Here is a 15683-nt window from a genome sequence, read left to right as displayed (position 1 = left end):
TACGGGAATGATAAAGCGCTGACTTGATATTTTTTTAAGTCTTTATCACATTTTATAAAGTTTTGGCGAATCGTGTTAGTCAATGAGACGTATCATTGATTTTGATTATAAAATTGAGTCTAAAATAACGTTATAAGGCGTCATCGTAGTGATGGGGCAATAACAAACGGCTGATTATGGCTAGATTAAGGAATGCACATGAGTGATTCATTACCTACCGACCACGAGCAACTGATGTCAGACAGTGCTACTGAAACCATGGCGTCAACTGTGGTGCCTGAAAGTTTACCTTCTGATTATAGCTCCAAAGATATCCGTGTATTGCGCGGATTAGAAGCGGTACGCGTGCGCCCTGGTATGTACATCGGTGACACGGATGATGGTACCGGATTACATCATATGGTCTTTGAGGTGGTGGACAACTCTATCGATGAGGCGCTTGCTGGTCATTGCGATCAGATTGATATCATCATCCACGAAGATGAATCTGTGAGTGTGATGGACAATGGCCGCGGTGTGCCTGTCGACATTCATCCAGAAGAGGGAGTGTCGGCCGCGCAGGTTATCATGACGGTACTGCATGCAGGCGGTAAGTTCGATGACAATAGCTATAAAGTGTCAGGCGGCCTACATGGTGTCGGGGTTTCGGTCGTCAATGCTTTGTCTAAAAAGCTTGAGATGAATATCTGGCGTGAAGGCCATCACTACCACCAAACCTACACCGATGGCGTGCCTGATGCTGACATTCAGCAGATGGAACCAACGGATAAAACAGGCACACAGATTCGTTTTTATCCAAGTGCTGATGTGTTTACAGGGACTATCTTTGAGTACGATATTTTAGCCAAACGTCTACGTGAACTATCGTTTCTTAACTCTGGCGTGCGTATTGTTTTAACCGATGAGCGTATTGATAAGCGTCACGAGTTTGAGCATAAAGGTGGTTTGTCGGAGTTTGTCAGTTATATCAACGCGGGCAAAGATGGCATCAATGACGTGTTCCACTTCACGAGTGACCAAGATGAGGGTATCAGCGTCGAAGTGGCGTTGCAGTGGACGGACACGTACAACGAAAAAGTCCTGTGTTTTACCAATAACATCCCGCAGCGCGATGGTGGTACGCATCTATCAGGCTTCCGCTCAGCATTAACGCGCGGCTTAAATAGCTATATGGATCGCGAAAACTTATTCAAAAAAGAGAAGATCGCTGCGACTGGTGATGATGCCCGTGAAGGCCTAACGGCAATCGTTTCTGTTAAGGTTCCTGATCCAAAGTTTTCAAGTCAAACCAAAGACAAGCTGGTATCAAGCGAAGTAAAATCTGCGGTTGAATCGGCGATGAGTGATAAGTTTAATGACTATCTACTCGAGAACCCAAGTGCAGGTAAAGCGATTGCCAATAAGATTATCGATGCTGCACGAGCGCGTGATGCGGCTCGTAAAGCACGTGAGATGACCCGCCGTAAGACCACATTAGATATCGCCGGTTTGCCAGGTAAACTGGCTGACTGTCAAGAAAAAGATCCGTCACTGTCAGAGCTGTACATTGTGGAGGGTGACTCTGCAGGTGGCTCGGCCAAACAAGGCCGTAGCCGTAAAACGCAGGCGATTTTGCCCTTAAAAGGTAAGATCCTCAACGTTGAACGCGCCCGCTTTGACAGAATGCTGTCGTCTGCTGAAGTTGGTAACCTAATTACCGCGCTTGGCTGTGGTATTGGTCCTGATGAGTACAACCCTGATAAAGTACGCTATCATAAAATTATTATCATGACCGATGCGGACGTTGATGGCTCCCACATTCGTACGTTGCTGTTGACCTTCTTTTTCCGTCAAACACCTGAGCTTATTGAACGTGGCTATGTTTATATCGCTCAGCCACCGTTATATAAAGTGAAAAAAGGGCGCCAAGAGCTGTATCTAAAAGATGATGAGGCACTTAAGGCTTATCTGCTGTCATCAACGATTGACAATACTAAGCTGCATGTCAGTGCTGATGCACCTGCTATCACTGGTCAAGCGCTTGAAACGCTTCTAAATGACTATAACCAAACGCAGCTGATCAAAGCACGTTTGCAGATCCGTTTTCCGGCCACAATTTTGGATGCCTTAACCCATACGCCAAAACTTAGTACCGACATGACTTATGACAAGTCGGCTATGCAAGGTTGGAGAGAGGCCATGCAAACTCAACTTGACCGTTTAGGCAGTGAGCTAAGTCCTGAGATTGAGTTGGTGAACATCCATGCGCCTCAGCCAAAAAACATGGATGCTGCCGCTGCTGATTTATTGGGTATGACACCAGCAGTAGACACTGAAGAAGGGGCAGAGTCTGATAGCGAGGCGTTGTCGACTAAAGCACAGTGGCTACCTCGGGTGACTGTATACGTGCATCAGCTGGCACATCATTATTTGCTAGACTCTAGTTTTATTAATTCAGGTGAATACAGCAAGCTACTGCGCTTATCGGCTGAGTGGAACACGTTGTTGGCAGAGGATGCCTTTATCCGCCGTGAAGCCAGTGCTGGTACTACCAAAGATATCCCAATACGCGACTTTGACTATTTATGGCAGCAAATGATGCTAGATGCCCGTCGTGGTCTGGCGATTCAGCGCTATAAGGGGCTGGGGGAGATGAACGCCGATCAGCTTTGGGATACGACGATGGATCCTGAAAACCGCCGTATGCTACGGGTCACTATTGAAGATGCCATCGCTGCAGATCACATGTTTACCTGCTTAATGGGGGATCATGTTGAGCCGCGCCGTATCTTTATTGAAGAAAACGCATTGACGGTGTCTAATTTAGACATATAAACACCATGATTAGACATGCGCTCCTTTTTAATTGATGACAGAAAATACCGCTTTGGCTTCCAAAGCGGTATTTTTGTTTCACGTGAAACGCTAAAAATACGCTACTTATGATAAGAGAAAAATAAAATGATAGAAGTCCTATTACTCGCTATTGCTTTAGCGATGGATGCGTTTGCTGTTGCAATCGGGCTGGGTGCCAAGTCGCAAAAACATTCCTCTCAATACGTGTTGCGTTTGGCTATGTATGCTGCTTTGTATTTTGGTATTGCGCAGGGCATCATGCCCCTTATTGGTTATTTATTAGGGGCAGCGTTATTAGGTTGGCTGGCGGCTGCAGCGCCTTGGATTGGCGGAATTATTCTTATCGTACTCGGTGGCAAAATGCTTTATGAAGTGTTTGCTGGTCATAATGAAGAAGAGATTGATGACATTGCTGAGGAGGTATTAGCAAAAAATAGCGGGTATAAAAGTGTGAATCATAAAACCATGTTTACCCTAGCGATCGCCACTAGTATCGATGCAATGGCCGCAGGATTTACCCTTAATTTGTTGGCGCTTAATGCGTGGCTGGCCTGTTTAATTATCGCCGTGATCACCGCTTTATTTGGTCTGCTGGGGGTTTATTTAGGCTGGCGCTCTGGTACGTGGTTAGAAGATAAAGCGGAAGCATTAGGTGGATTGGTACTCATTGCTATTGGCTTAAAAGTGATGTTTTTTAGCTGATTAGCCTGACTACAGTCACTTATTTTTACGATAAAAAATCACCGCTTTGCTAGTAAAGCGGTGATTTTTTGTTTCACGTGAAACTTTTTAAATGCTGTTACTGTTTATGCGTCTTCATCAGTGTTAAAACGCCATGCTAAAACGCGTGTGTTTTTTTGACCTTGACTCATCTCAATAATGCGCATTTGGGCGACATCGAGGTGCTTTAATAAAAGCTGCAAAGGTTTTACATTTTCAGACTTAGAGACAAGGGTAGTAAACCAACCAACGTGCTCTGCGAAGCTTTGACTCTCTTTTGCCATCTTAGTCAAAAAGGCAATTTCTCCGCCTTCACTCCACAGCTCTTTATGCTGACCGCCAAAGTTTAGGTTTTGTGCGGCATTGCCTTCTTTTGAGGAATGGCGACTGATCTTTTCGTTTTCATTTTTGCCACGATGTCGTTGCAGGTTATGCTGCTTACGACTGTTGGCTTCCATGGCTTCTTCCAACGAGGCGTGAAAGGGAGGGTTGCAAACGACCACATCAAAGTAATCTTGGCGACCGATGATGTTTTTAAAGATAAATTTGGGTTCTGGTTGCAGCTTTACCTTTACCGCGCTTTTGAGCTTTGGATTAGCCTCACAAATCAGCGCTGCCGTATTGACCGAAACGGGATCGATATCACTTGCGGTAAAACGCCAACCGTAGCTTTGGCTACCGATAATAGGGTAAATGGCACTGGCCCCCGTGCCAATATCGAGAGCATGGAGCTCTTTGCCTGTTGGTGGGGTGTTGTCGTCATTGACGTGGCTGGTTTGGGCAAGCAAGTCAGCGATATAGTGAATATAATCGGCACGCCCAGGGATAGGCGGACACAAGTAGCCTTCGGGAATGTCCCAAAATTTGACGCCATAATAATGGGCGAGCAGCGCCTTGTTAAGCACACGCACCGCTTGATGATCAGAGAAGTTGATCGTCGGCTCGCCATTAGGATTGGTGATGGTATGGTCAGCGAGCTCAGGCAAAGCGCGGGTCAGTACGGCAAAGTCATAGCGACCTTGATGCGGGTTGCGCGGATGCAGCTGGCCAAGTTTTTTGGCCGTAGATGGCGATCGGTTTCTGTGTTTTTGGTTTGAAGGCTTACTTGTCATAGTGTGGGGCTTTGATATCTGAATATAATCAACCAGTTTAGCAGATTTCACAAGGAACGAACGGCTTATCGGCTACGTAAAATAAGATTTAACCCCAATACGATCATCGCTGACCCCAAGACGCGGTCTATCCAATGCTCAAAGCGTTGGAAGCGGCGATGGATCGCTGGGATAGAGAGCAGCATGACGACCGTACTAAACCATGCCATCTGCAAGACCATCATCCATACGCCATAGATGGCCAACTGCCAAAGGGGTATGTCTGGCGACAACACTAGCGTAAATATCGCCACAAAATACACGGGCGCTTTTGGGTTAAAGACATTACAAAAAAAGTCACGACGCAAAATAGCGGTAGTTGAGTCGGTATTCTCAGATGGTTTTTTGGTAGAGAGGTTTTTATTAGAAATCGTGGTTTGATGGGTAAGCACATCTTGTGGCACGTTAACAGCTGACCTTGCCGAGTCTGCTGAATTTGCCAAATCTGATGGCTTTTTGGGTTTGGCCCCAATCCCTTGCCAACCGAGATAAATCAGATAACCACCGCCCAGCCACTTAATCGCGGTCAATAGCGGCTGCGAATGCGCGATGATAGTCGCCAGTCCCAATACAGAATAGATGATGTGAATACCCAAACCAAACGTAATACCGAGACTGCAAACCAGACCAGTGCGCCGACCTTTTGATAAGGTTTGCTGCGACACCAAGACAAAATCAGGGCCAGGTGAGGCGGCAGCAAGCAAGTGAACGCTGGTGATAAGCAAAAAGCCGTGCCAAAATTCCATAAGACCGTTATCCCGTTATGCCGAAAAATAAATGAAGTGACGCCACAAAACTTAATGATAGTTGCACTTATCGTAAATGAGGTCAACTGCTAATAACGCACACTTTTATGAATAATGACCTTTATAAATCAATGCTTTGCTGCTTGTGTTCTAGTGTAAGGATGATTATATTAAAAGCACGTTAATAAAAATAAGTTTATAGCAACTGCCCCTCTAATAACGCTCTTACAACGCCAGTTTCGACAAGGATAACGTCATGACCACGGACCACAATCAACACATCGACAATCGCATCACCTATCAAACCGACGGCTATATTTGTCTGATTGGACTTAATCGCGCGGACAAACGCAACGCCTTTGATAGCCATATGATTAAGCAGTTATCCGAGGCGCTCACTGACTACGAAAACGACGATCATCTACGATGTGCGCTCATCTTCGCCCATGGCGAGCACTTCACTGCCGGTCTGGATCTGATGGAGCTACAAGATAAATGGGACAAAGGCGCGTTTGAGTTTGACGATAGCCAAATCGATCCGTGGGGCATCAGCGGTAAATTACGCTGCAAACCTGTGGTCGTCGCGGTGCAAGGCACATGCTTTACCGCTGGGATTGAGCTGATGCTCAACAGTGATGTGGTCATTGCAAGTAGCAACTGCAACTTTGCGCAAATGGAAGTGCAGCGCGGTATCATGCCGTTTGGCGGGGCAACCGTCCGATTTGTACAAGCGGCAGGCTGGCAAAAAGCCATGCCGTATCTGCTCACAGGCAAAGCATTTGACGCACAGACGGCAGATCGACTCAATCTGGTCAGTGAAGTGGTAGAAAACGGCACCGAATATGAGCGAGCGCTCACGATTGCCAAAGAGATCTGCCAAGCGGCTCCGCTTGGTGTAAAAAGCCTACTGTCGTCGGCACAAGATGTCAGCCGTAGTGGCGTCGGCGCGGCACTGGCAAATATTCATAGCTATCTGCCAGATTTGTTTTATTCAGAAGATGCGCGTGAGGGCGCGATGGCGATGGTGGAGAGACGTGAGGCTGAGTTTAAAGGTAAATAACATTTAGTCGTTCATTTGAAAAAGTAAATCACCTAGTTAGCCCATGTTGGTAGTTGTTTAAAACAACCATTAACACGGGCTTATTTAGCAACTAACACTCTTTTCAAACCTCACCCAAATCTTCCAAATCCACATACTCTTTTTCCTCATGAATGTTGTACATCTTACGCTTGATGTCCGGATACAGGGTAATGTCAATCGGTGGCCTATTGCCGCCCATCAGGTAAGTGGCATCGGCATCGCTATCATTACGCATCGAGTGCGGCGCGCCATGCGCAGGGAAGCCCACAAAGTCGCCAGCACTTAGCTGATAATGCGCATCGCCATAACGCAGTGATAGCTCGCCTGACAGCATATAGATGAACTCATCGGACTCTTCATGGTAGTGATGCGTCGTCGTCTCATCGCCTGCCTCAACCCGCACAAGGTGCAAACCAAACTTAGTAAGACCGACGATGTCACTTAACGAGACGGTGTGGCGAATGGCGCGTTCATTGAATTGATGGATATGTTTGGTCTCGGTGGTGCTGTCTATAGCGGACTTCGTTAGGACGTAAGACTGCGTATCCTTAGGCGGCTTTTGGTCGGGTGTGGTCATCATTCATCTCCATGATTTTATGATAAGCTGCTGTTTATACTAGCGAATAATGTCTGGTTGTATTTATTGAATTATGTACAAAAAGTATTTGGCAGTTCTCCGCCCTCTTATTGTTCATTCTGCTTGACCTTCTTTTTTCGCGCTTACCTTCCTAAAAATGAAATATTTATACATAACTGTGAATAATTGAACATCTAATAGCCAATAGCGTGTCTAAACTTGTTAAAATAGGGCACCAATTTATCTATTGATGGATATCGATCTATGACCACTGCCACGCCTGCAATCAAAGAAGACCGCATTTTAATTCTCGATTTTGGCTCGCAATACAGCCAGCTGATCGCCCGCCGTGTGCGCGACTCTGGGGTGTTTTGTGAAATGTTCCCTTATGATATCGACAGCCAGCGCATCATCGATTTTGGCGCAAAAGGCGTCATCCTATCGGGTGGTCCTGAAAGCGTACATGCAGACGACAGCCCACGTATCAACGATGCGGTGTTTGACTTGGGCGTACCAGTCTTGGGTATTTGCTATGGTATGCAAGCGATGGCGGATCGTTTCGGTGGACAGGTTCATGCCAGTGACATTCATGAGTTTGGTGCCGCGACGATCGAAGTAAATGGTCACTCGCAGCTGACTGAAGGCATTGAAGACAGCAAAACTGACGGTCAGTCAGCCAAGCTAAATGTGTGGATGAGTCATGGCGACAAAGTAATAGAAGCCCCTAAAGGCTTCGACATCGTCGCCAGTACGCCAAGCTGTCCGATTGCGATCATGGCCAATGATGATAAGCAATATTACGGTCTGCAGTTCCACCCAGAGGTCACGCATACCTTACAAGGGCAAGCGTTGCTCAGCCGTTTTGTCCATCAGATCTGCGAGTGTGCAGGTGAGTGGACGCCTGACAACATCATTGATATGCGTGTCGAGCAGTTAAAAGAGCAAATCGGTGACAAGCAAGTATTACTAGGATTATCAGGCGGTGTCGACAGTTCAGTGGTCGCGGCAATTTTGCACAAAGCCATTGGCGATCAGCTGACTTGTGTGTTCGTTGATAATGGCCTCTTACGTCTGCATGAAGGCGATCAAGTCATGCAAGTGTTTGCCGAAAACATGGGTGTTAAAGTCATTCGTGTCGATGCCGAAGATTTGTTCTTAGATGCGCTGGCGGGTGAGTCTGATCCAGAGAAAAAACGTAAAATCATTGGTAAGACCTTTATCGACGTATTCGCCAATAGTGCGCGCGAAGTGAGTGAGCAAAGCGATGGCAAAGTCGTTGAGTTCTTGGCGCAGGGTACGATCTATCCTGACGTGATCGAATCTGCCAAGTCGCATCAAGGTAAGGCGCACGTCATTAAGAGCCACCACAATGTAGGCGGTCTGCCGGATGACTTGGCGTTTGAGTTGGTTGAGCCGTTACGTGACCTCTTTAAAGACGAAGTACGCAAGCTGGGTATCACTTTGGGTCTGCCAGAAAAAATGATCTATCGTCATCCATTCCCAGGTCCAGGTTTGGGTGTGCGTATCTTGGGCGAAGTGAAAAAAGAATATGCCGATATCCTGCGTTTGGCCGATGCCATCTTTATGCAAGAGCTTGAGCGTTCAGGCTGGTATGACAAGACGGCGCAAGCGTTTGCGGTGTTCCAACCGATCAAATCGGTCGGCGTGGTCGGTGATGGCCGCCGCTATGCGTGGGTGATTGCGCTACGTGCGGTTGAGACCGTAGACTTTATGACCGCGCGCTTTGCCCATCTGCCGTATGATTTGATTGAGACGGTATCAAACCGCATCATGAATGAAATCAAAGACGTCTCACGCGTGACTTATGATGTATCGAGCAAGCCACCAGCAACGATTGAATGGGAATAATATCAAACCAAAAATCTGATTAGCATCGTCAAACTCGTTCAGCCTACTTAATGTAGTGCTATCACTCGTTTTCCTTGCTACTCAAATTTTTTGAATTGATATACATTTTGTCATAAATAAAAAAGCACTCAACTTGGTTGGGTGTTTTTTTTGTGATCCAAAGAAGTAGAAGACAAGTAAAGGTTAGTGCTCTGTTTCACTAACTATTGTGCTATCTTTGAAATTGATTTTGGACAATTAAAAATGGTTCAGTAAAAGGAATTTGGAAATGGATGAAGAACCTATAAAAGAACACAGACTACCATCGATGTTAGAAATTAGTGAAATGTTTGATAAAGTTCAGAGTCAAATGAACCCGTTATCCTACCAGCTCGAAAAAATAAATAGTATACAGGGAATAGCAAGCCAGTATGAGCGTCTTAACCCAACTGTGAGTATTGCGGATATTGCAAGAAAAGCTGTTCAACCAGTGGATTTCGCTTCTAGTAGTGTTGTAGACCATAGTGCAATAGCAATGAATGCTCAGTTGAGAGTCCCAGAAGCAATGGCTGTGCAAGATACTTTTCTTCACATCACAGGAAGTCTGAGTGCGAACAACAATGTCATGCGCGCGGCAGAAAGTGCTAGGCAAGGCATGGATAGAAATAATGTGTATAAAGATGCGATGAAATCATTCAGTCAATTCAGAAAATCGATAGAGCCATTGAGAGATTCTCTCAATACAGTTGGCAAGGCGTTTAATGGAAGTGAGTTTGCTAATCTTGTGAGAGAGCTGCAAACATCTAGAATTATTACTGAATCAACCATCTCAGAATATGCTGGTATAGTTAAGCAGCTTGAATCGTTACGTAACCTTGAGTCTTTTAAAGCAATATATAGACTAAAGAATTTCCCAAATGAAAAACTATGGATACAAAATTATGATGAAGCAACTAGACTAATAGAGGATTCTTTGGCTGAAGTTCAAAAGATAGATGCAAGGATAAGTGATGAAGTATCTTCTGTAGATGACTTCAATGACTTGTCTGAAACAACCCAAAAATCCTTAAAGAAAGTTTTTTCAGAATATTATGATTACTTTATAATAGAGGCTATAGTTTCATTATACCTCCTTCAAAAATATTTAGATAAAGACTTAGATTTATCAAGTAAGAGCTTTGTTTTTGTTAATAATATTGAGGGCTCAATGCTTTTTATCAGCAATTATTGGAACCAGAATAAAGTTGCAATAATAAATGGTTTGATTACGTCTGCAATATACAACACGTTTATGTGGTTATTCTTTATAAAATGAAAACCATACTGGATCTAAGTTTAGTATGGTTTTTAAGTGAAAGCGTATATTATCTAACCCTTTACATTTACCACATAACGCCCCACGGTTTTGCTAGCGATAAATCTATCTAAATACTCTGGTGTCTGCTCTAGCGTAATCTCTTCGCCATAGCTTTCGAGATTGGGCAGTTTCATGTCGGTGGCGACACGCTCCCAGATGGCCTTTTTGTCCGTCAATGGAATATATACCGAGTCGATACCGAGCAGGGATACCGCTCTAGTGATAAAAGGTATTACCGTCATCGAGAGCTCAGGTGATGCCGCCAGCCCGCAACTGGTGACCGCGCCGCCAGCTTTGGTTTGTTTGAGCAAGTTTGCTAGATAATCGCCGCCTACCGTATCGATGGCATTGGCCCACAGCTCACGGCCGATAGGTTTGCTACCGATCTCATTGATGGTGTCGCGATGACGTACCTCGCTTGCGCCAAGCTCTTTTAGATGCTCGCTTTGTTCAGGTTTACCTGAGAAGGCGATGACGTCATAGCCGAGCTGCTTTAAGATAGCGATACTGATACTACCGACGCCGCCCGTTGCACCAGTGACAGCGACCTCACCATCACTTGGTTTTGCGCCCATTTTTTCTAATTTTTGCACGCTTAAGGCTGCCGTTAAGCCGCCTGTACCATAGATCATGGCTTCTTTTAGCGTCAAGGACTCTGGACATTCTATGGCCCAGTCGGTAGGTATAGAAATCATTTGCCCTAGGCCACCCGGCGTATCCATGCCCAGATCATAACCAAATACCACCACCTTTTGGCCTTCGGTGAAGGTGCCAGATTTGTCGCTGACGACCACACCAGCAGCATCAATACCGGGCGTATGCGGATAGTGTTTGGTGATTCTTTTATTACCCGAAGCCGACATCGCATCTTTATAGTTGAGCGAGGAGTAATGTACCTCAATTAGCAGGTCATTGTCTGGCAAGTCACTGACATTGCGTTCTTTGATACTTTTTTTAAACTCACCGTCATTGGTCTCTTCGACGACCAAGGCTTTAAACGTGGTGTTTGATGCTGTGTTGTTAGACATGGTTATATCCTTATTAAACATTATTATTGATAGACATTATTGGCGGTCACTATTAATGACTTACCTATATCATTAAAACAAAAAAAGCCCACTGTATTGTTATATTAATACGAATGGGCTTTTATCTGTGTTTTGAGGGGACGGGTTTAGCCATCAATGTGAGGATGCGTTACTTATTAAGGCTTAAGCAATACCTTGCCGTTTTTGTTTGACTGCAATTTGCCATCGACCGCTTTTTTGATATCGGCCAAATCAAAAGTTGCTTCAACCGGTAGTTTGAGGTTGCCGTTGATCGCGCGCTCGATCAGCTCATCAATCAAACGCTGTTTGTTTTCAACGCTCATCTCTTGACTGATTTTACTGCCCCAAAACCCTTTGATAGTCACTTGTTTAAAGATGATATTGGTTGGGTCGAGCGCCATTGGTTGCCCTGACATAATACCAAACGATGCCAATGTGCCCCCATGCCCCAGTAACGATAGCAAGTCGTTGCTGGACTCGCCGCCGACAGAGTCAATCGCGCCGCTGATTTTATCGTCGCCAATGATTTTACGGACTTGATCTTTCCAGTCCTCATCTGATGAGTTGATGTTGTTTTTGATATCGAGCGCTTCTAATTCTGCTACGGCATCAGCACTACGGACGACGTTGATGGTGTTGATACCGCGCGCTGCTGCCAGCATGGCGAGTGAGGTACCGACCGCCCCATTGGCTGCATTATGGATAACCCATTGCCCGCTTTTTAGTTCTAAAAATTCGATCACCATCAAGGCACTAAGGGGCATGGCGATAAGCTGAGCGGCTATTTCGTCCTCTAAGTCATCAGGAACGGCGAACACCATATCTTCTGCAGCGACGAAGTACTCAGCCCATGTGGCTTGTACACTAGCAGCAGCGACGCGCTGACCGACTTTGACATTTTTGACATCATCGCCGATGGCATCGACAATCCCAACCGCTTCGCTACCGCCAATTGCTGGCAGCTCAGGCTTAAAGCCATACTGTCCACGAATGGTCAGCAGGTCATGATTGTGAATAGAGGCCAGCATGGTTTTGACACGGACTTCATCCGCTTTTGGCTCAGGGACAGGGCTATCGCCTAGGCTCAATACTTCAGTGGGTTTACCAAAGGTGTTATAAGTGGCACTACGCATGTTAATTTCCTTTATTTATTTTTGAGTAATCGTACTTTAGTTATTAGGTTATTAGCAATCAACGCTCCATAGAGAAGCGTACAATTCGATCACCACAGTAGCAAGACCACCTTATCGTTATCAGTACTTATTTGGTTAAGTAAGGTTATCCATGACTTCTCACCAAGTTGTCATCGTCTAGTCGGGTGGGTTATCCAATGGCGTTTTAATCCGCTCTTTTGGCTCTAACACTTCAAACGCTTCGTTGGCTAGACTTGCCAGTAGCGGCTCACCATTATCGTTGAGACGAAACACACCGTATTCTGCTGCCTCAAAAGCCTCGGCATTCCCTTCTTGAAAGAAGTAAGCGTTGGTCGCAATCTGTATCGAGCTATGACGCCTACGGTAATGAATGGCTTTCTCATTATGAGCTAAAGTGGCAGGCTGATGGCTGTCAGCCAAGCGCACAAAGTGGCCAACGTTGTGTTCATCTAAGGCGACTATCACATAGCCATCAGAGGGTTTTTCGCGGTCACTAGCTGTCGCCAATCTCTCCAAAATATCACGCTCCAAGTCATAACGAAGCGTCATATAATCCCCTTGCATAAAGCCACGCGGGTCTACTGGAGCGAGCTCTAATAACACCGTATCGCCAGTCATAAGATGCGTCTCATATTTCACCACACTGAGCGTCATGACGATTAAAATTAATATTAGTCCAGATAGAGCAACGGCAATGGTAAATACGCGTTTTTGGCTCCAATGATTGGGGGGCGTGGAGGGCTTGGAGGCGGGCTTAGACGCACGTTTAGTCAAGATATTGTCTGTCATGGCTGACGCTCCTGACTATTGGTAATGCTGCTTGGTGGCTTTGTATGACGGGTAAGATCATCAGCAACAGGAGCAGTGAGATTATCCATAAAATACCGTTTGATGACGAGCCAGCGCAGTAGCAACAGGACGATGCCGATGATGAGCATCGAGCCGGACTTAACGAGTAAGGAGGTATCGAGCTGATAGTAATACCAAAACACGTAGCAAACCAAGGCAAAAACGCTGAGGCCTAACAGGGTGCGCTGACTGTTGGCTATGGCGATAATGATAAGCAAACTGGTGGCCAGTAAGCCTGAGACATAAATCGACGTTATGCCAAGAACGATGGTGGCGCCGCCCGCGATAACGCCATGTTTTGACCATAGTTTGACATTGTAACGTTTAAGAATAAGGTAGACCGCATATAGACTCGCCCCTACCAGCAGCCCTTGTGCGACGAGGTAGTTATAGTGAAATGCCTCATTGCTGTCTACCAAGAGGGATCTGGACTCGCCCGCAACCACATAGACTGAGAAGACAAGCAGTGTCAACGCACTGGCATACATGAGCGCTTTACTGACCTCAAAAGCACTTAAGCGCCACTTGCTAGGAGCGTAACGCAATAGCGTATAACGTTGTAGATTGGCCCCAATAGTAATCAGTGCCAGTAGCGCCAAACTGACCTCGGTCAGCTGATAATAATTAAGCAGATAGACCATACTGCCCAGTGCGGCCATACTACTTAACAAACGATACACGAAGTTTGGCATCATGATGGTCACTGCGCTCTGAAACAGCAAAAATAGCCAGATACTCAGAGGCTGGTCTATGTCGGCGTCCAACCATGCAAAAATGAGGTATAACTGACCCGCAGCGCTGATGGCAAAGGCCAAACTGGCCCAAAAACTGTGGCGGCGCATATGCTTGTTTTTAAATAACCCCAATCCTGCGACACTCAGTAATAGGCCGATAACAAATGCACCGAGCGTACTGTCGAAAACATTGGTTTCCCATAATATGAGTGATAAAAACCCAATGAAAAACAAGCTCGCCAAGACACCACTAAAGCCAAAAAATACCTGTAAGAACCAAGGATCGTCATTAGCCCTTTTGCTGCTGTCTATCTCTGCGCTCATTTCATTGGCATCAGACAAGTTGCGATCAATGACACCAAGGTTTTTTAGCTCAGCCAGTACTTGCCTCTCTTTATTCATCTTTTCATTCATCGTCTGCGCCTCTTTTGATTGGCTGGGTTTTATTATCCCTATCTAAGTGCGCAGCGTTGCGTAGCCATATCACTGCGGCTGAACTCATCCCAATCAGCAGCAGGGCTAATATTAAGTAGCCAGCGGCGTTAGCATCGTCCAACAGCCATCGTCCTACCCAAACCATCACCCCAGTAATAAGAGAAAACGCCAGATAAGTGAGCATGAGTAAATCCACGCGGCGCTGATAAAAATGCCAAAGCATAAACCCGCACCAGCCTAACCATAGTGTGATCGACATCAGCGTGACTACAATAGGACCATCGTCAAAGGCACTGATAGTGACAAGGTACGTCACAAAGCAGGTGCTCAAGAAACCGACGACATACGTACTCCAGTGTAAACTGGTTGTTTTTTGCACACTTGTTACGCTAATAGCAGTATTACTATTGTGAGTCGTAGTATCAAAAGGATGACTAGAAAAAGTGGCGCGTTGATGATCAAAAACGCTGAGCCAGCCGTATAAGGCGATAAGGTTCAATAGCGACAGGATCGCTACCTGAAAGTGATGTTGAAAGCCTGCGTTGATAAACGGCAAGCTGGTGACATCGAAGTACAGCATTAAGCAGGTATTAATAAGCGCCAGCCACAGCAGCCACAGCGCAGGAAAACGCGCGATCATGACCCATGGCGTAATCAATAAGGCCCATATGAAAAATAACTGCCAAGTATCTGCGCCCGTCTGATAAATTTGCCCAAATAAAGCCAATAAGCTACCAGTAATAATACTGGCGATGAGCAGTAATAACTGGCGAATAAGCTGGAATCGTTGTCTAAACCGTCTTGTAAAATGAAGACCAACGTAGAGAGCGATGGTGATGACCAACGCTCCTTCAACCAAAGCAAATTTACCCATCTTGCCCATGTTTTGCCAGTTGTAGGCGATAAAGAAAACAAGAGACAGGACCAGTGCCACCGCGCCAATAACCAGCAGTGCTTTATCAAAAAACGCCAGCCATGTCTGCTTAGTGGGATAGATTCCAAGGTGGGTAGCCGCTGCATCGACGCGGCTGATGGGGAGCGTGCCGTGTTTTAGTAAATGCTCAATAGTGCGCTTTGGTTGACTCATAGCACTCTCTCATTAAGAACAATTTGCAGACTATCTTAGCGGTTTTTATGAGGTAGTGAT

Annotated in this window: 13 protein-coding genes; 5 read left to right on the top strand and 8 right to left on the bottom strand. The window is 45.8% G+C overall.

All coding sequences use genetic code 11. From position 1 onward, the window contains the following. Window positions 1-258: 258 nt before the first annotated feature. Window positions 259-2814, top strand: coding sequence for a DNA topoisomerase (ATP-hydrolyzing) subunit B (gene gyrB / locus JFC06_RS09065; protein ID WP_406947981.1), 2556 nt, complete (start codon window positions 259-261; stop codon window positions 2812-2814). A gap of 126 nt (window positions 2815-2940) precedes the next feature. Beyond that, window positions 2941-3537, top strand: a complete 597-nt coding sequence (locus JFC06_RS09060) for a manganese efflux pump MntP (protein WP_198334788.1) — start codon at window positions 2941-2943, stop codon at window positions 3535-3537. Window positions 3538-3641: 104 nt separating this feature from the next. Here JFC06_RS09060 and rlmF read toward each other — a convergent pair whose 3' ends face one another. Further along, complete coding sequence (gene rlmF, locus JFC06_RS09055) at window positions 3642-4667, bottom strand: 23S rRNA (adenine(1618)-N(6))-methyltransferase RlmF (RefSeq protein WP_198334787.1); 1026 nt, start codon at window positions 4665-4667, stop codon at window positions 3642-3644. 65 nt (window positions 4668-4732) lie between these two features. Next, window positions 4733-5452, bottom strand: a complete 720-nt coding sequence (locus JFC06_RS09050; RefSeq protein WP_198334786.1) for a LysE family translocator — start codon at window positions 5450-5452, stop codon at window positions 4733-4735. A 256-nt stretch (window positions 5453-5708) separates the two neighbouring features. On the opposite strand from JFC06_RS09050, the gene JFC06_RS09045 reads away from it, so the two are divergent. Further along, window positions 5709-6512, top strand: coding sequence for a crotonase/enoyl-CoA hydratase family protein (locus JFC06_RS09045; protein WP_198334785.1), 804 nt, complete (start codon window positions 5709-5711; stop codon window positions 6510-6512). Window positions 6513-6615: 103 nt separating this feature from the next. Here JFC06_RS09045 and JFC06_RS09040 read toward each other — a convergent pair whose 3' ends face one another. Continuing rightward, a complete protein-coding gene (locus JFC06_RS09040) occupies window positions 6616-7113 on the bottom strand; it encodes a cupin domain-containing protein (RefSeq protein ID WP_198334784.1) in 498 nt (165 codons plus the stop codon). Window positions 7114-7374: 261 nt separating this feature from the next. On the opposite strand from JFC06_RS09040, the gene guaA reads away from it, so the two are divergent. Continuing rightward, complete coding sequence (gene guaA / locus JFC06_RS09035; protein WP_193006415.1) at window positions 7375-8979, top strand: glutamine-hydrolyzing GMP synthase; 1605 nt, start codon at window positions 7375-7377, stop codon at window positions 8977-8979. 268 nt (window positions 8980-9247) lie between these two features. Then, window positions 9248-10273, top strand: coding sequence for a hypothetical protein (locus JFC06_RS09030; protein ID WP_198334783.1), 1026 nt, complete (start codon window positions 9248-9250; stop codon window positions 10271-10273). 53 nt (window positions 10274-10326) lie between these two features. Here JFC06_RS09030 and JFC06_RS09025 read toward each other — a convergent pair whose 3' ends face one another. From JFC06_RS09025 to JFC06_RS09005, 5 genes are all read right to left on the bottom strand, one after another. Continuing rightward, window positions 10327-11343 carry a YhdH/YhfP family quinone oxidoreductase gene (locus JFC06_RS09025; RefSeq protein ID WP_198334782.1) on the bottom strand — a complete coding sequence of 339 codons (1017 nt, stop codon included), beginning with the start codon at window positions 11341-11343 and terminating at the stop codon, window positions 10327-10329. Between the two features lie 176 nt (window positions 11344-11519). Continuing rightward, on the bottom strand, window positions 11520-12497 hold the full coding sequence (locus JFC06_RS09020) for a zinc-binding dehydrogenase (RefSeq protein ID WP_198334781.1): 978 nt from the start codon (window positions 12495-12497) through the stop codon (window positions 11520-11522). A gap of 177 nt (window positions 12498-12674) precedes the next feature. After that, window positions 12675-13307, bottom strand: coding sequence for a GDYXXLXY domain-containing protein (locus JFC06_RS09015; RefSeq protein WP_198334780.1), 633 nt, complete (start codon window positions 13305-13307; stop codon window positions 12675-12677). Next, window positions 13304-14515 (bottom strand): DUF4401 domain-containing protein, encoded by a 1212-nt coding sequence (locus JFC06_RS09010; RefSeq protein WP_198334779.1) that lies wholly within the window; start codon window positions 14513-14515, stop codon window positions 13304-13306. Before JFC06_RS09010 ends, JFC06_RS09015 begins: the two co-directional genes overlap by 4 nt. Further along, complete coding sequence (locus JFC06_RS09005; RefSeq protein WP_198334778.1) at window positions 14508-15623, bottom strand: DUF2157 domain-containing protein; 1116 nt, start codon at window positions 15621-15623, stop codon at window positions 14508-14510. Before JFC06_RS09005 ends, JFC06_RS09010 begins: the two co-directional genes overlap by 8 nt. Window positions 15624-15683 lie beyond the last annotated feature (60 nt).

The sequence above is a fragment of the Psychrobacter namhaensis genome (assembly GCF_016107545.1).
Taxonomy (GTDB): Bacteria; Pseudomonadota; Gammaproteobacteria; order Pseudomonadales; family Moraxellaceae; genus Psychrobacter; species Psychrobacter namhaensis.
This window is presented reverse-complemented; position numbering and strand designations above follow the sequence as displayed.